The organism is Pseudarthrobacter sp. DSP2-3-2b1, from assembly GCF_049895945.1.
Classification (GTDB): Bacteria; Actinomycetota; Actinomycetes; order Actinomycetales; family Micrococcaceae; genus Arthrobacter.
Genome location: NZ_JAFCTI010000020.1, coordinates 1 through 18,734 on the forward strand (window position 1 = coordinate 1; position 18,734 = coordinate 18,734).

The window sequence follows — 18,734 nt, forward strand, 5'->3', positions numbered from 1 at the left end:
CTCAAACAACAGACACACCCGGCACCACCACAACATCTCAGCCGTGGATCGCTCCGGAGCAACTTTTCAAACTTACCCGAATCCCCGCCCCGATGCAAATCCCTATTCCAGGACCAACACCAGCAAGAAACCCGAACCCCCACCACATCCAGGCACTCAAACGAGCCACCAAAAAAATGGTCTTGAATTAGGGGGATTGGCCGCCCGCGGTAACCAGCTCTTCGCTGTTCCCCTCGCGGCGACTTAGAAAACAATACACCCACCCAACCCCCACCGCAAATCCACCCACACACCACACCAAAACCCCGCCAATCCGCGCCCACAAGGCCTTAAGGCACCCAAAACCGGGCGCCGCCGTCGCCCGCGGTTTCTGTGTGCTGCGGCACAACCACGAAGCACACTCCCACGGGGCTGGACCGTAACCCTTAAAAGCAGAAGGGCCGGCAACCAAACGGTTGCCGGCCCTTCTCAAGTAGCTGGAATCAGCGGTGCTGGATTACCAGGAAGACTTGGTGATGCCCGGAAGCTCACCGCGGTGAGCCATGTCGCGGAAGCGAACACGGGAGATACCGAACTTCTGGAAGGTGCCGCGGGGACGGCCGTCGATGATGTCGCGGTTACGCAGACGGACGGGCGATGCGTTACGGGGCAGCTTCTGCAGGCCGAGGCGTGCAGCTTCGCGGGCCTCGTCGGTGGACGCGGGGTCAACCAGAGCCTTCTTCAGTTCGAGGCGCTTTGCAGCATAACGCTCAACGATGACTTTACGCTGTTCGTTCTTAGCGATCATTGACTTCTTAGCCATGTGCTTAGCGCTCCTCTCGGAATTCGACGTGCTTACGGATGCGGGGATCGTACTTCTTCAGAACCATACGGTCCGGATCGTTACGACGGTTCTTGCGCGTCACGTAGGTGTAACCCGTGCCCGCGGTCGACTTGAGCTTGATGATCGGACGTACGTCCTTGTCCTTAGCCACTAGAGCTTCACCCCACGAGCCAGGATAGAGGCGACGACTACGTCGATGCCGCGAACGTCGATGGTCTTGATGCCACGTGCAGAAACCTGCAGCGTGACGTTACGGCGCAGGGACGGAACCCAGTAGCGCTTCTTCTGGATGTTCGGATCGAACCGACGCTTGTTGCGTCGGTGCGAGTGCGAAATGCTGTGCCCAAAGCCCGGCTCGGCTCCGGTCACTTGGCAGTGTGCTGCCATGACTTCTCCTCAAGAATTGAATGTAATGATCCGCATATCTGCTGCAGGATCATGCGTCTAGGTGCGACCCAAAGTGATCAGGGTGAACGGTTAGTCACGCAACTTGAGCCCCTAACTACCGGCTACCCTGGAGAAAATTACCGGGCCACCGGAGCAATTGCGCACGCTCCGCGCACTTAGCGCCTACCAAGTCTACGAGTTCAGGCAATTAAAGACCAATCCGGCTTCGGACGGTGTATAAGGGGCTGCCCAGCTAGAGGCGCGTCAGCTGCGGGTATTTGGGTGTCAGCCCGTCCCCGGAGGACTTGCCCGTGACCCGCCGTACCACCCACGGCCCGGCGAATTCGCGGACCCAGCGGGCGTTGGCGCGGATTGCATCGGCTCGGCTCAGTTCCGGGACCGGCGTCATCGGCGGGACCTCAATGGAGTGGTCATGCTGCAGCACCGTCAGGACGCGTTTGGCCATGTTGGCGTGACCGGCGGCGGACATGTGCATCCGGTCCTGGGCCCACATCCCCCAGTCGTAGTACTCGTTGAAACGCCAGTAATCGACCAGGAGTGCGCCGTGATCGCCGGCGATGCCGCGGACCAGTTCGTTGTAGATGGCCGTACGGCCGCGCATGGTGCTGAAGACCTTGGAGCCGCGCGCATCGAAGCCCGTGAACATCACCACGGTGGCTCCGGTGGCGGCCAGTTTGCTGATGCCGGCGTCGTATTCAGCCAGCAGATCGTCGATGTCGATCCGGGGACGGAGGATGTCATTGGCACCTGCGTAGATGGTCACCAGGGTGGGGTTAAGTTCGACGGCGGCATCAACCTGTTCGGCCATGATCTGGCGGAGTTTCCTGCCGCGGATGGCGAGGTTGGCGTACCCGAAGTCCGGATCCGCCGCACCCAGCTGCTCCGCTACCCGGTCAGCCCAGCCGCGGACACCGTTGGGGCGCGCGGGATCGCTGTCACCCACACCTTCCGTGAAGGAGTCGCCGAGGGCTACGAAGCGCGTCGAAAAATTCATAGCGCCAGTGTGTCATCCGTTGTTGCGGGCAACCAAGAATCAGCTTTCGCGGAGGATCCAGTGGTCATCGTCCAGGCGGGCCACGATCTTTTCGCCGATCCGTACCAGATCGTTGACATCGCGGTCCGTCAGGGCGTCCAGGAACTTGTTCCGGACGGCTTCCACGTGCCCCGGCGCGAGCGACACCAAAGTGGCCATCCCGTCGTCGGACAGGTGAGCGGTGGTGACGCGTGCATCGCGGGGGTGCGGACGCCGCTCCAACAATCCGCGCTTCTCCAGCTTAGACACGACGTGCGAGAGCCTGGACAGCGAGGAACTGGTGCGGGCGGCCAGCTCGCTCATCGGCAAAAAGCGGCCCTCAGCCTCGGACAGCATTGCCATGACGTTGTAGTCGAACAGCGACACTTTGCCGGCCGTGTGCAGCTGGTTGTCCAGCGCGGCGGGAAGCATGGTGTTGATGCTCAGCATGGCCAGCCAAGCACGGCGTTCATCGGCATTAAGCCAGCGCGGTTCGGTCATGGGTCCATTCTATGCTTGACAGTTCAAGTGGCTCGGCGACGCCCCGGTAAGATTGTGCCCATGTATGTTGTGTCCCTGACTTACAAAGTGCCCGAAGACATTGTGGAGTTCCACCTGCCGGGCCATGTTGAATGGCTGAAGAATGCCTTCGACGACGGCGTCTTTGTTGCCGCTGGACGAAAAGTCCCCCGCACGGGCGGGCTGCTGCTGTCCAGGGCCGACCGTCCGACGCTCGACGGCAGCCTTGCCAAGGACCCCTTTTACATCAACGGCGTGGCCGATTTCGAAGTCATGGAGTTTGCGGCCAACAGGGTGGCGCCGGGCTTCGAGAACATCCTGGACAACTAGGACCTCTCGGCCTTTGCCCGGTTCTTTTCGGCCAGTTTCTTCAGCCCGCCCTTCCGCGGCACCTTGACCGGCTGCGGCCACCGCGGCTTGAGGGTATCGCCCAACGTGATGCCCCGGATTTTGCGACCGAAGAGCGGCAGGACCCAGTCGTGCATCCAGCGCCGCTGCCGCTGTTCCCACTCCCGCAGGCTGAGCCTCTCCGGCGGTTCCCAGTCCTTGGGGAGGATCTTGTGCGGAACGCCGAGCTGGTCCAGGACCTGCCCCGCGAGGTATTTATGGCCTGCCTTGGACATGTGCAGGCGGTCCGAGTCCCACATCCGCCGGTCATGGAAGGCGTCCAGGCACCAATAGTCAACCAGGACGGCGCCGTAGGTGGCGGCGATCGCCCGCACGCGCTGGTTGTAGAACGTGTTGCGCTTCTTCAGCAGCTCAAGGACTGCGGAAACCTTGACGTCGAAGCCGGTGAAAAGGACCACCGTCGCCCCGCTCCCGGCAAGACGGGCCACAACGCCTTCGTACTCGTCCATCAGGGCCGTCATGTCGGTGCCGATGTCCAGGATGTCGTTGCCGCCGGCATAGAGCGTAACCAGAGTCGGTTTCATGGCGAGTGCCGGCTCCAGCTGCTCGCTGACGACGTGCCGCAGGCGTTTGCTCCGGATGGCCAGGTTGGCGTATTCCCAGCCAGGTTCCGCCTTCGCGAGTTTCTCCGCTACCCGGTCTGCCCAGCCCCGCACACCATTGGGCAGCCGTTCGTCCCGGTCCCCCACGCCCTCGGTAAACGAATCCCCCAGGGCAACAAACACACGCCGCCCACTCGAAGGAAGCAAAGATTCAGCAGACACCCCGCCACCGTACCCACCGAAGGAAACATCAGGGTTAACAAACAGCGACATCAAGTGCCAGAGCGTCCCGAAAAAACCCACATCAAGTGCGAGAGCGTTTGGGGTGGGGCCGGAGTTTAGAGCTCGGCCTTGCCGCGGCGCCAGTAGCCCATGAACGCGACCTGCTTCCGGTCGATCCCGACGTCCCGCACCAGGTACCGCCGCATGTCCTTGATGACGGCTGCCTCGCCGGCGATCCAGGCGTAGAACGGCATGCCACCCGCCGGAACGTCGGGGTTCTTGCTGGCCTCGATCTCGGCGGTTTCCATCCGTGCAGGAGTCTCCCAGAGGATGTCCACGTCCACATTGACGTCCTCGGGCTCCGGGCCGGCGCCGGCGTCAGCGCCGGCGTCGGACGCTTTGATCCCTACCCAGCCGGGGACGGGGACGGCCTTTCGCACCGCGTCCTGCAGCAGCTCCCCGTGCGGGCGGGACCGTCCGATGGCGGCACCGCGTGCCAGCCAGGTGATCTGGACGTCGGCCGGAGACGTGAGCTCCAGGAAGTCGCCGGCCTCCGGGACCTCCAGGAAGGCGTGGCCGGTAATGTAGGGCGGCAGGCTTTCGAGGATGGCGGAAATGGCGGGAACGGCGGTTTCGTCACCGGCGAGGAGGACGCGCTGGGCCATACCGGGCCGCCACTCGATGCCGCCGTAGATTTCGGCGGTGTAGCACTGGGCGGCGCGGTTGTTGGGGCCGATGATGGTGATGGCATCCCCTGGCTTGGCGTTGAGGGCCCAGTTGGCGGCCGGACCGCCGTTGCCTTCCGCATCGAAGTGCATGACGAAATCCACGTCGATCTCCGGATAGACCGAATCCAAGCGGGACCCACGGACGGTGTAGGTGCGCATGGAACCCCGGACGGCGGGGTCCATGGCCAGCCATTCCTGGTACCAGCCGGACTGCGCCATCTCGAAGGCGGGCAGGGGGATCTCCGTGCCGTCCTCCGCCACGGAGGGGATCATCAGCTTGATGCGCAGGTCCAGGGTGTCGCCGTTCACGCCGAAATCACGCAGGCAATACCCGCCAAAGGTGATCCGGCGGAAGTTGGGGCTCAGCTCCTGCACGGAGGAAACGGTGACCTCGAAGGCCAGGGTCATGGGCTCGGTGGCGGCAATATTGCGGGTCTTCATGAAACGAGCTCCAATTCAGTGGCGGTGGTGTGGTGGCGGCCGATGGGAATGATCAGTGGCGTGCCGGAGACCGGATCGGGGATCACCCGGGATTCGAGGCCGAAGACGCTGCGGACCAGCTCTTCGGTAACAACAGCAGAGGGATCGCCAAGCGCAACAACTGCGCCGTTCTTCATGGCGATGACGTGGTCCGCGTAGCGTGCAGCCAGGTTCAGATCGTGCAGGACGATGGCCACGGTGGTGCCGCGCTGGCGGTTCAGGTCCGTGACGAGGTCCAGGACTTCCACTTGGTGGGCCAGGTCCAGGTAGGTGGTGGGCTCGTCCAGCAGCAGGACCTCCGTTTCCTGGGCCAGTGCCATGGCGATCCAGACGCGCTGGCGCTGGCCGCCGGACAGCTCGTCGACATTTCGCTCGGCGAGGTCCAGCGTTTCGGTCGCTTCGAGCGCGCGCTGCACGGCGAGATCATGGTGTGACGAGTCACCCGGGCTCCAGCTCCGGAAGAAGCCCTGGTGCGGGTACCGGCCACGCCCCACAAGGTCCCGGACGGTGATGCCGTCCGGCGCGGTGGGGTGCTGCGGGAGGAGTCCCAGGGTCCGGGCGAGTTCCCGGGCCGGGCGGGAGTGGATGTCCTTCCCGTCCAGCGTGACCGCCCCGGCGGCAGGCTTGAGCAGGCGGGACAGCCCGCGGAGGAGCGTGGATTTGCCGCAGGCGTTGGCACCCACGATCATGGTCACCTTGCCCTCGGGGATGTCAGCGGTGAGGCCGTCCACCACGCAGCGCTGATCGTATTTCAGCGTAAGGTCCTTGGCGCTGAGAACAGCCATGTCAGGCATCCTTCCGGTTGGCCGTGACAAGGAGCCACAGCAGGAACGGGGCACCGAGCGCACCGGTGATCACGCCGACGGGCAGCACGGTGCCGTCCAGCAGCAGGGGGGCAATGTTGGCGGCGAAGTAATCGGCCGCCAGGACAATAAGGGCACCAACAAGGGCCGACGCCGGCAGGCTGGCTTTGTTGGTGACGCGGCGGGCGATGGGACCGGCGAGGAAGGCGACGAACGCCACCGGACCGGCTGCCGCCGTCGCCACCGCTGCCAGCGCAACCGCGGTGACCACCACGGCGAGGCGGGTGAAGCCGACGCGGATGCCCAGTCCGGCCGCGGCGTCGTCGCCGAGTTCCAGGATGCGGAGCGGGCCGGCGAGGGCGATGACGGCCGGAATCAGGACCAGGAGTGCCAGGGACAGCATCGTGGCCCGGTCCCAGTTGGCGGAGTTAAGGGATCCGTTCAGCCACACCAGTACGTCCGCGGCGGTGCGGATGTCCGCCCGGGTCATCAGGAAGTTGACCACCGCGTGCAGGGCGGCGGCGATGCCCACGCCGGCCAGGATCAGCCGGTTTCCGGCAGCGTTTCCGCTGTTGCCGCCTCCGGAGCCGAGTGAGCCGCCACGGGAGATGCCGTAGATGATGGCCGCCACTCCCAGCGCTCCAACGAGAGCCGCTCCGGAGACTGCTGCGCCGGATGCGCCGAAGACCACGATGGCCGTGACTGCTGCCGCGCTGGCGCCGTAGCTGATGCCGATCACATCGGGGCTGGCCAGCGGGTTGCGGAGCATGGTCTGGAACAGTCCGCCGGCCAGGCCGAAGGCCACCCCGATCATGGTCCCGATCACGGCCCGCGGCAGCTTGTTTTCCATGACGATGAAGCTGGCGCCGGGGATCCGTTCGCCGCCTGTCAGGTGGGCGATGAGGATTTTGAAGAAGTCCGGGATGGTCACGGTGTAGCTGCCGAGCAGGACGTAGACGGCAAACAGGAGGACGACGGCGGCTGCCAGCAACCCGGTCCGCCAGCCTTGCGCTATCACCTTTGGTCGCCAAAACCCGGTTTTGACGGCCGGAAGTGATAAGGCAACGGGGGGTTTGGGGACGGTTTCGGCAAGTTTCACAGCCCGGCCCCTTTCCCGCGGTGGATCAGCCAGACGAAGACCGGCGCGCCGACGAGGGCCGTCATGATGCCTGCGGGGACCTCACCGGGGAGCAGGATAATACGGCCAATGGTGTCGGCGCCGAGGAGCAGCGCCGGGGCCAGGACCAGGGAGAACGGCAGGATCCAGCGGTAGTCGGGGCCGGTCAGGAAGCGGACGGCGTGCGGGATGACCAGGCCCACGAAGCCGATGGGTCCGGCGAGCGCCGTTGCCGAACCGCAGAGCATCACAATGCCCAGGGCGGTAATGCCCCGGGCGAGGCCCACGCGCTGGCCGAGGCCGCGGGCAATGTCGTCGCCTAAAGCCAAACTGTTGAGGATGCGCCCGGCGAAAAGGACGATGAGCGCCCCGACAGCGAGGAACGGCAGCCCGGGAAGCACCACGGACCAGTCCCGGCCGGCAATACCGCCCACCTGCCAGAAACGGAACCGGTCCAGGGTGTCCTGGCTGGAGACCAGGATGACGTTCATCAGCGAGAACAGTCCGGCGCTGAGGGCCGCCCCGGCGAGCGCGAGCTTGACCGGCGTCGCACCGTCCCTGCCCAGGGAGGCGATGAGGTAAACCACGACGGCGGCCACTGCTGCGCCGATGAAGGCGAACCAGATGTAGCCGGTCAGGGAGGAGACGCCGAAGATGTAGATGCCGGTGACCACGGCCAGGGCGGCGCCGGCGTTGACGCCCATGATGCCCGGGTCCGCCAGCGGGTTCCGGGCCACCCCCTGCATGGCAGCGCCGGCAAGGCCCAGGGCGCCGCCGGCGAGCAGTCCCAGGACCGTGCGCGGAATGCGGGCGTGGACCACGGCGTGGTCGCCGTTGGCGGGATCGAACAGGGTGAGCGCCTGCCATACCGTCGCCAGGGAAAGTCCGCGGGCACCGATGGCCAACGATGCGGCAGTTAATACAGCAAGTACGACGACGGCGGCCAGCAGCCAGGCGGCCTGCTTGCCCCGGGGGCGCGCGCGGCCGCCGGCGGGGCGCCGAGAGGTGAGGTCTCGGCGCCTTGGCGGCACCAAAGCGCCGAGACCTCGCCCCTGGGTGGGCGCCGTCGTCGTACTTTCCGTCATGGGACGGTGCTTACTTCACTGCGGCGGTGACTTTGTCCGCTGCGCTCGCCAGCTGCGGGAGGAACGTGTCCAGCGACCACGGCAGGCTCAGCGGGGAGGACGCGGAGATGGACAGCGTCAGCGTGTTGTCCGAATCGGCAACCAGGGCGCCCTTCTGGATGGCCGGGATCTGGCCGAGCAGCGGGTCCGCCTTGATGGAATCGGTGGTGGCGGCGTCCGGAACCCAGGTCACGAAGATATCGGAATCGAGCTCGTTGGCCTTCTCAGCGGACCACGGGATGAAGAACGCCTTGGAGCCCTTCGAGTTCTCCTCCACAACGGGCGCCAGCGTCATGCCGATTTCGCTCAGGAAGCGGGGGCGGTTGTCGTTGGCGGTGTAGACATTCACACCTTCGGCCGAAGCGGGCTCGAGGTTGCCGTAGATGTAGCTCTTGCCGGCAATCTGCGGGTACTTGGAGACCTTTTCCTTGATGGTGGCCTCGGTATCGGAGACCAGTTTGGCAGCCTCCGCTTCCTTGCCCAGGGCCTTGCCGATGATGGAGGTGGAGTCCTGCCAGGAGGTTCCGTAGGCCACGTCGGGGTGGGCCACCACAGGGGCGATCTCCGTGAGCTTCTTGTAGTCCTCTTCGGTCAGACCGGAGTATGCGGCCAGGATGACGTCAGGGGTGAGCTTGGCGATCTCGGTGAAGTTGATGCCGTCAGTCTCGGAGTACTGGACCGGGGCCTTCTCCGAACCGAAGCCGGCGCCTAATTCCGTCAGTGCCGCGTCCTTCCAGGGTGTGGAGCCCTGCTCGTTGCCGCCCCATTCATTCTTGGGGACGCCTACGGGAACAACACCGAGGGCAATGGCAACATCGTCGTTGACCCAGGAGACGGTGGCTACGCGGGTGGGCTGTTCCTTGATGGTGGTTTCACCAAAGACGTGCTTGATGGTGACCGGGAACTGTGCGCTGCTGGAGCTGGAAGTGCTGGCATCCGGAGTGGAGGACGCGGGTCCGGTGGAGCAGGCGGACAGGCTGAGGGCCGCGGCTGCCAGTACGGCCGTTGCCTTGCCGGCTGTTTTCAGCAGCGTACGGCGGGTGGCACTCGGGCCGGAAAAGAGGGGGGAAGTCACGGAACTCCTTAGGTCAATGATGCGAACCCAAGTAAGGCTAGCCTACCCTCCTGTGTAATACGCAAGGCTTACGTAACTTAATTGCCCGACGTGACGAAGGACACAAAAGGCGCTCCCCCGCTTTCGTGGAGGAGCGCCTCTGGTGGTTGGACGGTCAGCTGTAGGACACGCTCATCATGAGGGCCTTCAGCGCCTGGCCTTCTTCCCCCGCAAGCCAGGCTTTGGCGGCGTCGTCGCTGGCGAAGGGGTTGGCAATGAACGTGACTTCGGCAATCAGGATCCGCCCATCGATCCGGATGAGTCCCGGCAGCCCCATCTCCGCGCCGGCAATGGGAGCCCCCGGCGTCAGGTGCATGCGGTACGTGGCGATCTCGTTCACGTTGTCCACATAGAAGGAATAGTGGGCGGCAGGTTCAGGCTGCCCCTGGAGTCCGGGAACCGGCACTGATTCGAACACCGTCCGCGTAACGGGACTGCTGACTCCATCAGCGATGACGCCGGTGTAGATCTCGGCCTGCCGTTCCCCGGATGCGTCATAAACCGTGGCAGTTCCCACGAACGGCGAGGCCGACGCCTCAAACAGCTCCACCCGCCAGTCCGCCGGGTACTTAAAGGAGAGCCGCCCATCCGGGAACGTATACGTCGCCAGTCCGGCAGGCGCCGGCGCTGAAGACGTGGGAGCGGACGACGCCGGCCGCTCACCCGCCGTCGTCGGGTCCGGCGTGCTGCTGGGGACGGGGGTGGCGCTCACGGACGCCGGGGCGGTGGCCCGCGCGGTGGGAGTGCCGGCAGCGTCCGATGAGACGTTTGCCATGCAGCCCGTGAGGGTAAGGGCTGCGAGGGTCGCGAGAGCCGCAAAAGTGCGGGCGCGATGTACTGGGTGCATTGGTGGTGCCTTTCAAAAGAAGGCCGTCAAACTCGTAAGGCGTTAGACGTGGGACCCAGCGTTCCGCGACTACCCATCGGGGAGGATGAAGGCGAGTGTTTGATGTCCACCAGAATGGCACCAGCGCCTTCGCTCCGACTAGGGCTTCCGCAATATATCCATCGATTTGTTATAAATACGTTCCAACAGTCACAACTGGCGCAAAATGATGTCCACAGGGTTTGCTTCCGACCGCCAGGACCCTTCCTCGCCGGCCCGCGGGCGGATGACGGGTGCCGTCAGAACGCCCGAGCGGTTGGTGCGCTTGTCCCGGAGGATCTCCGTGACGGAGCCGAGGTGCCTGGACAGGTCGATCACGTTTTCCGGGGCGGCCAGCAGCAACTGGAATCCGAACTCGTGCAGGGCTTTGATGCCCGCACCGGCGAACTCCTCGGAGGCCAGCACGAACGCCTCGTCCATCATCACGGTGCCGTAGGTGGTGAAACCCTGCTCGGCGATGCCCAGCTGGTAGCTCAGTGCCGCGGCCATGATGAACGCGGTGAAGCGCTGCCGCTCGCCGCCGGACATGGAGCCGGTATCGGCATGCATGTAGACGTCGGTCCGCTTGCCGCCCCGCGGACCGGCAACCTCCCGGTGCTCCTTGCACTGGATGAAAAGGTGCCCGCGGACGTCCAGCACTTCGGCGCGCCAGCGGCGGTCCTCCGGTGCCTGGGAGCCCAATCTCTTGACCAGCGTTTCGAGAGTTTTGTAGCGGGCGGTGAGCTCGGCGTCGTCGTCTCCGCCTGGTGCAGTGGCGGCGTCCGCACCGCCGCGGGAGGGCCGCGCGTGCCGGGCCTTCAGCGCGTGATGGATGGCATCCTTGAACTGCTTGGCTGTGGCCGGCATGGTCTGTTTGATGTCCAGTTCCAGGAAGCTGCCTTCATGGAAGTTGACCTCGGCCAGGATGCCGTTGAGGGGGAGGATCCGGCTGGAGATGGAGCGGCGTTCCTCGTCCAGCAGGTGCAGCAGCGTGCTGAAGGATTCATGGGTGCGCTGGTTGAAGAACTGGCGGAACTCCGATTCCTGGGCGGGCAGGCCGTCGCTGACAATGGCGTGGTAGCGGGCTTCGAACTCCCCCGCAGCGCCGATGGACGTGCCGTGGTCCGCGGAAATCGCCGAGCCCCACTCACGTACAAAGCCCTCGAAGATCCGGGTCAGGCGCTCGGAGGTTGCCTGACCGCGCGTCTCGGTGGTGTGCAGCTCCCCCAGCAGCGCTGTCCGGACCCGGTTGGCCAGGTTGTCCAGCTCGTGCATCTCGCTGATGTCACCAAACTCGGTGAAGTAGGGTTCCAGCGCGGTGACCGTGGCGGCCGACGGCGGCGCCTGCTCCAGGCGGGTCCGTGCGGCTTCCAGCAGGGAATCGGCGGCGCTGAGCTGCCGGCCGAGCGACTTGTATTCGCTTTGCAGGACGGCCGCGGCCTCCGTGCTGGCCTGGTGTTTCTGGCGCGCTGTTTCGATGTTGGCCCGCAGCGGTTCCAGGTCTGCCTGCGCGGCCAGGGCGTCCCTAAGCCGCTGTTCAATCCTGGTGAGTTCCTCGCCGGCGACGGCGGCAGACACCTGCTCCCAGGAGCGGTGGTCCTCGGCGATACGGCGCAGGGCGTCAAGCTGCCGGCTCATGCCCTGGTGGGATTCCTCGCGGCTCTGGGCCAGCTCGGCGGCCTTGGCCAGCTCCTGCTGCAGGTCTTCCACCTGTGCGGCCACGAGTTCCAGCTTTGCAGCGTTGTCGAAACCGAGCACGTAGTCCTGGCGCCCGGTAAAGCGATCGTCTTTCTCCACCGTGTGCCGGTTGCGTTTGACCACTCCGCCGAGGCTCAGGCCCTTGTCCAGGGTGGCCAGTTCGTCGGGGTCCTCGACGCACGGGTAGGCGAAGTCGAGGGCGATCCGCTCGCGGATCCATTCCCCGGCGTCCGCCACCGCACCGCTGGCGAGGATGTCCAGCTTGGTGAGCAGATCGCCGTCGCGCACGTCCTCCACGGCCAGCGCGCCGCCGGCGAGCGGCTTGGAGACGTCCACGGCACGGATGGCGCCGCGCACCTTGTGGTCGTTGAGATAACGGGTTACCGCGGCGAAGTGTTCACCGGGGACCAGCAGCGTGGTGGCCAGGTTCCGGAGCGCGCGCTCCGCGGCCGGCCGCCACTGCTCCTCCCCGTCGGCGAGGTCCATGAGCTCACCGCCGAACGGCATCCGGTCTTCGGGCACGCCCGTTGCGGCAGCGATCGCCGCACGGTTCTCAATGCTCGACGGCGGCAGCAGGGACTTGCGCGTCTTCAGCGACACGAGCTCCTGCTGGGCTGCGGCCAGTTCGCGTTTTTTGGTGGCGTGGCCGTCGAACGCCTCAAACCGGAGTTCCTGCAGGGCTTGGGAATCATCCTTCAGCTCCGCGGACCTGGCTGCCGCCTGCTCATGGGCCTGCTCCCAGCCCTCAGCCGTCCACTCAAGCTGCAATCCGGCGTCGGACAGTGCCTTGCGGGCAGCTTCCTCCACCTGTTGGCGGAGCCTCAGCCCAACCCTGGCGTTCTCCAGTGACTGCTCGATCGCGGAGATCGCGTTGCCGCCCTGGTTGTTGTAATCGGTCTCCAGTTCGCGCAGGTCCTTGGCCAGTCCGTCACGGACCGAACGTTCGGCGGCGAGGTCCTTGGCTTTGGCCTGGGCCAGTTCCTTTATGCGGGCCAGCGTCCTCTGGTGCACCGTGACGGCCAGCTGCTGCTTGTAGGTTTCGAACTCCTCGCCGGCAAGTTCACGGAGCCGGTTGGCGTCCAGCAGGGACTGCGCGTACTCCTTGTTCAGCCCTGGCACGGGAGCCAGCTGGTCGCGCTGCTGCCGTACATCCTCAAGCCGCTGCCGGATGGACATCAGGTTGCTGAACTCCTCCACCACGTCATCGGCTGCGGTGAGGGTGGCGGGGGCATCCAGGACCTGGTCGCGGAAGAAGGTGTTGACGCTTCCACCAAGGCCCTTGCCGGCCTGGATGACCCGGAGCAGCGGCAGCGCCTGATCCGAGCTGATGCCCAGGAGGCGGCGGAAACGTTCGGCGAAGGCCTTGTGGACATCGAAGATCTGGGCGTCGGGAAAAATTGTCTCGAGCGCGGCCTTGGTGAAGCGTTTATCGGTGATGTCCTCGATGACCGGCAGGTCCAGCGGCTTGTTGTCGATCAGGTAAAAGCGCCCGACGCTGGACTCCGTGCCGTTCTTGGGCACATCGAACAGGGCGGACACCGTCACGCGTGTCCCCGCGGCGTTATCGAACGTCAGCGCAACGGCTGACCACGTGGCACCCGGACGCTGGAACGCACTGGCCGAGCCTTCGCCCACCGCCTTGTCGCCCACCTTGCCCCGCATGTACGTGAATGTGGTCCTCTTGTCCTCCACAGCACCGCCGGCGCGCTGGGCCGCGGCCTCATTCGAGCGCGGCCTGGCATCAAACACCCGCAGCATGGCGTCAAACAGCGTGGACTTGCCCACGCCCGAGTTGCCCGTCAGCAGCGTTCCGTTCCGGTCCACGTGCATTGTGTGGGCGCCATGGAACGTCCCCCAGTTGACCACCTGCACCAACGCAAGCCGCATCTGGCCCGGGTTCGTGAGCTCGCCCATCGGCAGCATGGATGCGATGCTCACTTGGCTTCCCCCTCGGTGGTTACGTTGGCGAACGCCGACGACGATGCCGCCCCTTCGGCGTCGTCGTCCCCACCGTCGTCTTCAGCGGCGGGGTCCGTGTCGAGCTCCAGGAGGGGTTCTGTGCCTGTGGGGTCGGTGGTGGCGGCTACCAGGGCTTCGATTTGGGCCGGGATGTCGCCAATGTTTTCGAAGGGCAGCGCCAAGGGGAGGGCGTTGGAGATCGTGTAGACGTCGTCCAGGGGCGTGGTGATGAGGAGCTGGCGCGCCAGGAGTTTGGTGATGGCGCGGGTGACCACGTCCGAGTCGCGCAGGGCGTCCTGCTGGCCGGCGGGCTGGTAGTGGGCCACGAGGTCTGCGATTTCCTCGCGCGTGATGGTGGGGTCCGTCTGGGCGGTGACGTGGCGGTCCAGCAGCAGGCGGAGGCGGAGCAGGACGATGGTTTCAACCCGGCTCAGCGCGCGTTGCTGGCGCAGGATGCTGGAGCGTGTGCTGCCGCCGATCGCCTCGGGATCGACAGGGCGCAGGACGGCGATCTTGCGTTCGTGGTCAAGCTGGAGGGTGAGGAAGAGTTCGGACAGCCGGCTGCGGAGGATCAGCTGGTTGTCCAGCAGCGTGGTCCACAGTTTTTCGTCGCGGCCGCCATCCACATACGGTCCCTTGAGCAGCTTCACCAGCGCCTGGCGCACCTTCATGGAGAGCACGCCGGTATCGCCGGGGAACAGCGCCGCACCGTCCACAAAGGTGTCCCGGGGCGTGACTGCAAAGGGGCGTGCGGCCTCCTCAACGGGAGGCGCCGCCGTCGTAATCTCTTCAGTCATCGTCAATCCTTCTTCAGGGTGACCACCGGCAGGTATGCCGTGCGGGTGGTGCCGTCGATCTGTTCGAAGTCGAGGCCGTCCCAGGCTTCGCGGTCGAAATTCGCTCCAGCCTGCAGCGCATGCGAGAGCAGGGCCCGGATGGAGTTGATGTGCTGCTCTTCCGGCGGCAGCTGGGCCCAGGCCTCTGCGAGGGTGGCGGCACCGGCAACGGCTGCCCGGATGGCCTCCGGCCGCGCCTTGCCCGTCCTCGGCGAGCGCACCCGGTCCGAGTCGCTGAACGCGATGGGATCGGCGAGCTTGGGGGGCACGGCGAACTCGTCCGGATCGTAGAGCTTGACCATGGCCAGGGACTCGAACCCGGCATTGAACAGCACCGGGCCGCGGACCAGGCCGGGCCGTTCGCGTTCATAGGGCAGGGACCTGATGGCCTGCTCGGCCTCGCGCAGGACCTTCCGGAGCCGGACGGACTGGCGGAAGTCGTCACTCTGGACGTAGGTGTTCAGGCTTTCGCTGAGTTTGCCGTAGATGCGCTGGATCTGGCCGTGCTGGTGGCGGAGCTCAGCCACCAGGTTTTTCAGGGTTTCGCGGTCCTCCGGCGACAGGTCATCGGCGAACTGCCGGCTGAGCACCTCGCCGATGGCCGAACGGAACCGTACCTGCTGCTGGGGGTCTTCCAAGAACGCCGTAAAGGACCGGAACGTCCTGCCTTCGGGGCTTTGCCGGAGCCGCTTGTCCGCCTCAAGGACCTGGGCCATCGTGGCGCCCTTGCTGAGCGATTCCTCGATGATCTGATTACGGAGGGCGCCTACCAGTTCCTCGATGCGGTCGCGCATTTTCTTGTAGTCCGCGGGCAGGCTGGCGGCCAGATCCAGGATGTTGCCCGCAGCCTCCACGGCTTCGTCGTCATCGAGGAGGCCGTCGAAGTCGCCGGAACTGATGTCCTGGATCAGCTGCTGCCGCTCGCCGATCTCTTCTTCGAGGGATTCGAGCCGGGCGCTCTGGTCCGGGTTGGTCTCGTTGGCGAGCTTCTCCACGTCACCCAGCAGGGTGCCCAGGCGGGAACCGTTCAGGGTTGACCGCTCACTGGAGAGGCTGTCCAGGAAGGCGAGGACACGGGCCGCGGGTTCTGTGACCTCATAGACAATCTGCCCAGACTGGTTGCGCCGGGTCAGGAAGTTCTTGCGCGTCCACTCATCGGCGTACTTCTTTCCGGAGGCCGGGCCGTCCGCGGAGCCCCCCAGCCCCGGATCCTGGCGCCGGAGCTGCTCAAGGAAGGAGTCGACGTCGGCGTGGAACTCCTCGAGCGGAAGCTGCGGACGGGTGCGCGTGAAGGAGGCCTGCAGGACGGCGATGACCCAGGGAGCGGACCGAGTGAGCGCCCAGGCAGGTCCCTTGGTCAGGAGTTCGAGGTCCCGGAGCCGGGCGCTGATCGCATCAGCGGATGACGCGGCGGAGCGGGGCACGCACTCTCCTTCGGCAGCTGGGGGTTGATTGGGCAGCGCGAAACGCGAAAACTGCCAACTACAAGGTTAACGCAGACCCAACCCCCCTAACGGTGAGGGTTCCGCGATCGCTCCGTTACCTACCTCGCGGTAGCATTTCGATCCCATACCAACCCGGCATTCTGAGTGCCGCGGCTCTGGATGCGGCAGCGGCCTGCCCCTACGCTCATGCTACTGATCTCAACCGAAGCAACGGCGCAGCAGGGGGAAGCATGCAGTTTGATCTAAGTGCAGTGGAAACGGCCACCATGGTATTTGTGGGAACCCTGGTTTTCGGCCTGCTCCTGGTGGCCTTCATCCTCACCGCGGGGTTCCTGGCCCTGGTCATGGTGGGGGTGGGGAAGCTCGCCTGGTTCCTCCTTTCCACCTCGCTGCTGGCAGTGGTCCACGGCATCAACCATGGCTGGGACCGGCTGGTGCACCACGCCTCAACTGTCGAAGTCCCCGGGGACTTCCAGGGGCAGCCATCCCCTAGCACGGGAAGCTACCCGCGGGTAATCTAAGGGAACAGCTGAAGGGTTCTCCAACCCGGCGGATCCATGGCTTGAACCGGCCATCCCGGGCAGAGGAGATACCCCATGAGCTCCGCAACTGACAGTCCTGCCGCCGCCAACACCGCTGCTGCCGATGCTCCGGCTGCGGATGTTCCCGTCGCTGCCAGCAACATCGGCCCTGAGGCTACCGCGGCAGAAGCCCGCGCACTGTCCGAGGCTGCCCGCGAAAAGGGCTGGGAGCGGCCGAGCTTCGCCAAGGGACTCTACCTGGGGGACTTCGACCTCAGCCTCATCCACCCCTGGCCGAAAGCACAGGCGGAGGACGTGGAGCGCGGCGAGGCGTTTATGGAGCGCCTCACCGAATACGCCCGCACCATGTCCGGCCGGGTGATTGAGCGCGAATCGCAGATCCCGGACGAATACATCAGGGGCCTGGCGGACCTGGGCGTCTTCGGCATGAAGATCCCCCAGGAGTACGGCGGCCTGGGCCTGTCCATGGTCTACTACGGCCGTGCCCTGGCGCTGCTGGGCAGTGTCCACCCGAGCATCGGTGCCCTGATCTCGGCCCATCAGTCCATCGGTGTCCCCGAACCGGTGAAGGTCTTTGGGACGCCGGAGCAGAAACGCGAATACCTTCCGCGTTGCGCCGGCGGGGCCATCACAGCGTTCCTGCTGACCGAACCGGATGTCGGGAGTGACCCTGCGCGGATGGGCAGCACCGCGGTTCCCACGGACGACGGCGAATCCTACGTTCTGGACGGCGTCAAACTTTGGACCACCAACGGCGTGATCGCCGAGCTGGTGGTGGTGATGGCCGTGGTGCCGGCCCGCACCGATGCGGACGGCTCGCACCACAAGGGCGGCATCAGCGCCTTTGTGGTGGAAATGGACTCCCCCGGCATCACCGTGGAGAACCGCAACTCGTTCATGGGGCTGCGCGGCATTGAAAACGGTGTGACCCGCTTCCACCAGGTCCGGGTCCCGGCGGCAAACAGGCTCGGACGCGAAGGCCAGGGCCTGAAGATTGCCCTCACCACGCTGAATACCGGCCGGCTCTCGCTCCCGGCGCTGTGCGTTGCGTCCGGCCGCTGGAGCCTGAAGATCGCCCGGGAATGGTCGAACGCCCGCACCCAGTGGGGACAGCCTGTAGGCAAGCATGAAGCCGTGGGCAAGAAGATCGCCTTCATCGCCGCGACCACCTTTGCCCTGGACGCCGTCTTTGAACTGTCTGCCGAACTCGCGGACGCCGGCCAAAAGGACATCCGGATCGAGGCGGCCCTGGCCAAGCTGTGGTCCACCGAGGTCAGCTACCTGATCGCCGACGAGCTCGTCCAGATCCGCGGCGGCCGCGGCTTCGAGACGGCCGAATCCCTCCAGGCCCGCGGCGAACGGGCGGTCCCGGCGGAGCAGCAGCTCCGGGACCTCCGCATCAACAGGGTCTTCGAGGGTTCCTCGGAAATCATGAGACTGCTGATCGCGCGCGAAGCCGTGGACGCCCACCTGGCCGCCGCGGGCGCCCTCGGATCCATGGACTCGAGCCTGCAGGAGAAGGCACGGGCCGCCGTCGGGGCTTCCGGTTTTTATGCCAAGTGGCTGCCCAAGCTGGTGGCGGGCGCCGGCATGGATCCCCGGTCCTACAGCGAATTCGGCCGGCTGGGCAAGCAGCTGAGGTATGTGGAGCGGTCCTCGCGCCGGCTGGCCCGGCAGACTTTTTACGGCATGGGCCGGTGGCAGGCGAAGCTTGAATATAAGCAGGCGTTCCTGGGCCGGGTGGTGGACATCGGAGCAGAGCTGTTTGCCATGGCAGCATGCTGCTCGCGCGCCGAAATGCTGCTGCACACAGCTCCGGACCGCGCGGCTTCCGCCTACGAACTCGCGGAAGCATTCTGCGAACAGTCACGCGTGCGCGTTGACGGGTACTTCGACGAGCTGTGGAGGAATACCGACGACGGCGACCGCGGCCTTTCACGCAAGGTCCTGGCCGGCGATTACACCTGGCTCGAGGCCGGGGTCCTGGACCAGTCGGAGGGTACCGGCCCGTGGATCGCGGACGCGACGCCGGGCGCTTCCACCAAGGAGAACCTGCACCGGAAGTACCGCTAGCACGATAGTAAGCAGG

The 18,734-nt window shown here is 65.4% G+C and carries 19 protein-coding genes; 4 read left to right on the forward strand and 15 right to left on the reverse strand.

The genetic code is table 11. The annotated features are described in order from the left end of the window. A partial coding sequence (locus ACP7AX_RS18195; RefSeq protein ID WP_426228485.1) for a hypothetical protein occupies positions 1 to 191 on the forward strand: 191 nt, incomplete at its 5' end. A gap of 305 nt (positions 192 to 496) precedes the next feature. Here the strand turns inward: ACP7AX_RS18195 and rpsN are convergent. From rpsN to ACP7AX_RS18220, 5 genes are all read right to left on the reverse strand, one after another. Further along, on the reverse strand, positions 497 to 802 hold the full coding sequence (gene rpsN, locus ACP7AX_RS18200; RefSeq protein ID WP_011693742.1) for a 30S ribosomal protein S14: 306 nt from the start codon (positions 800 to 802) through the stop codon (positions 497 to 499). Between the two features lie 4 nt (positions 803 to 806). After that, positions 807 to 974: a 50S ribosomal protein L33 gene (gene rpmG / locus ACP7AX_RS18205; protein WP_011693743.1), complete on the reverse strand. Its 168-nt coding sequence runs from the start codon at positions 972 to 974 to the stop codon at positions 807 to 809. Next, on the reverse strand, positions 974 to 1,210 hold the full coding sequence (gene rpmB, locus ACP7AX_RS18210) for a 50S ribosomal protein L28 (protein WP_108598676.1): 237 nt from the start codon (positions 1,208 to 1,210) through the stop codon (positions 974 to 976). The genes rpmG and rpmB overlap by 1 nt, the downstream gene beginning before the upstream one ends. 253 nt (positions 1,211 to 1,463) lie before the next feature. After that, complete coding sequence (locus ACP7AX_RS18215) at positions 1,464 to 2,225, reverse strand: SGNH/GDSL hydrolase family protein (RefSeq protein WP_426228489.1); 762 nt, start codon at positions 2,223 to 2,225, stop codon at positions 1,464 to 1,466. A gap of 39 nt (positions 2,226 to 2,264) precedes the next feature. Next, positions 2,265 to 2,744 (reverse strand): MarR family transcriptional regulator, encoded by a 480-nt coding sequence (locus tag ACP7AX_RS18220; protein ID WP_131683345.1) that lies wholly within the window; start codon positions 2,742 to 2,744, stop codon positions 2,265 to 2,267. Positions 2,745 to 2,804: 60 nt separating this feature from the next. Here ACP7AX_RS18220 and ACP7AX_RS18225 point away from each other — a divergent pair, with 60 nt between their 5' ends. Further along, a complete protein-coding gene (locus ACP7AX_RS18225) occupies positions 2,805 to 3,092 on the forward strand; it encodes a YciI family protein (RefSeq protein WP_131683346.1) in 288 nt (95 codons plus the stop codon). On the opposite strand, the gene ACP7AX_RS18230 is transcribed toward ACP7AX_RS18225, so the two are convergent. The 10 genes from ACP7AX_RS18230 to ACP7AX_RS18275 form a co-directional block, all read right to left on the reverse strand. Beyond that, positions 3,089 to 3,934, reverse strand: a complete 846-nt coding sequence (locus tag ACP7AX_RS18230; RefSeq protein ID WP_426228491.1) for an SGNH/GDSL hydrolase family protein — start codon at positions 3,932 to 3,934, stop codon at positions 3,089 to 3,091. The genes ACP7AX_RS18225 and ACP7AX_RS18230 overlap by 4 nt on opposite strands. Positions 3,935 to 4,050: 116 nt before the next feature. Then, entirely contained in the window at positions 4,051 to 5,103 is a 1,053-nt protein-coding gene (locus ACP7AX_RS18235; protein WP_426228493.1) for a siderophore-interacting protein, read from the reverse strand. Next, positions 5,100 to 5,927, reverse strand: a complete 828-nt coding sequence (locus tag ACP7AX_RS18240) for an ATP-binding cassette domain-containing protein (RefSeq protein WP_131683349.1) — start codon at positions 5,925 to 5,927, stop codon at positions 5,100 to 5,102. Before ACP7AX_RS18240 ends, ACP7AX_RS18235 begins: the two co-directional genes overlap by 4 nt. 1 nt (position 5,928) lies before the next feature. Next, entirely contained in the window at positions 5,929 to 6,963 is a 1,035-nt protein-coding gene (locus tag ACP7AX_RS18245) for a FecCD family ABC transporter permease (RefSeq protein ID WP_426228496.1), read from the reverse strand. A 77-nt stretch (positions 6,964 to 7,040) separates the two neighbouring features. Then, positions 7,041 to 8,147, reverse strand: coding sequence for an iron chelate uptake ABC transporter family permease subunit (locus tag ACP7AX_RS18250; protein ID WP_131683350.1), 1,107 nt, complete (start codon positions 8,145 to 8,147; stop codon positions 7,041 to 7,043). 10 nt (positions 8,148 to 8,157) lie between these two features. Continuing rightward, positions 8,158 to 9,261 (reverse strand): iron-siderophore ABC transporter substrate-binding protein, encoded by a 1,104-nt coding sequence (locus ACP7AX_RS18255; protein ID WP_426228498.1) that lies wholly within the window; start codon positions 9,259 to 9,261, stop codon positions 8,158 to 8,160. A gap of 154 nt (positions 9,262 to 9,415) precedes the next feature. Then, positions 9,416 to 10,075: a hypothetical protein gene (locus ACP7AX_RS18260; protein ID WP_426228500.1), complete on the reverse strand. Its 660-nt coding sequence runs from the start codon at positions 10,073 to 10,075 to the stop codon at positions 9,416 to 9,418. 261 nt (positions 10,076 to 10,336) lie between these two features. Then, positions 10,337 to 13,801 carry an ATP-binding protein gene (locus ACP7AX_RS18265; protein ID WP_426228502.1) on the reverse strand — a complete coding sequence of 1,155 codons (3,465 nt, stop codon included), beginning with the start codon at positions 13,799 to 13,801 and terminating at the stop codon, positions 10,337 to 10,339. Then, complete coding sequence (locus ACP7AX_RS18270) at positions 13,798 to 14,619, reverse strand: DUF4194 domain-containing protein (protein ID WP_426228504.1); 822 nt, start codon at positions 14,617 to 14,619, stop codon at positions 13,798 to 13,800. The genes ACP7AX_RS18265 and ACP7AX_RS18270 overlap by 4 nt, the downstream gene beginning before the upstream one ends. 2 nt (positions 14,620 to 14,621) lie before the next feature. Next, complete coding sequence (locus tag ACP7AX_RS18275; protein WP_426228506.1) at positions 14,622 to 16,082, reverse strand: DUF3375 family protein; 1,461 nt, start codon at positions 16,080 to 16,082, stop codon at positions 14,622 to 14,624. Positions 16,083 to 16,333: 251 nt separating this feature from the next. Here ACP7AX_RS18275 and ACP7AX_RS18280 point away from each other — a divergent pair, with 251 nt between their 5' ends. Continuing rightward, the gene (locus ACP7AX_RS18280) at positions 16,334 to 16,624 is read left to right on the forward strand and encodes a hypothetical protein (protein ID WP_131683356.1); all 291 of its coding nucleotides are present in this window, start codon (positions 16,334 to 16,336) and stop codon (positions 16,622 to 16,624) included. A gap of 75 nt (positions 16,625 to 16,699) precedes the next feature. Then, complete coding sequence (locus ACP7AX_RS18285; RefSeq protein ID WP_131683357.1) at positions 16,700 to 18,718, forward strand: acyl-CoA dehydrogenase family protein; 2,019 nt, start codon at positions 16,700 to 16,702, stop codon at positions 18,716 to 18,718. The last annotated feature ends 16 nt before the right edge of the window (positions 18,719 to 18,734 follow it).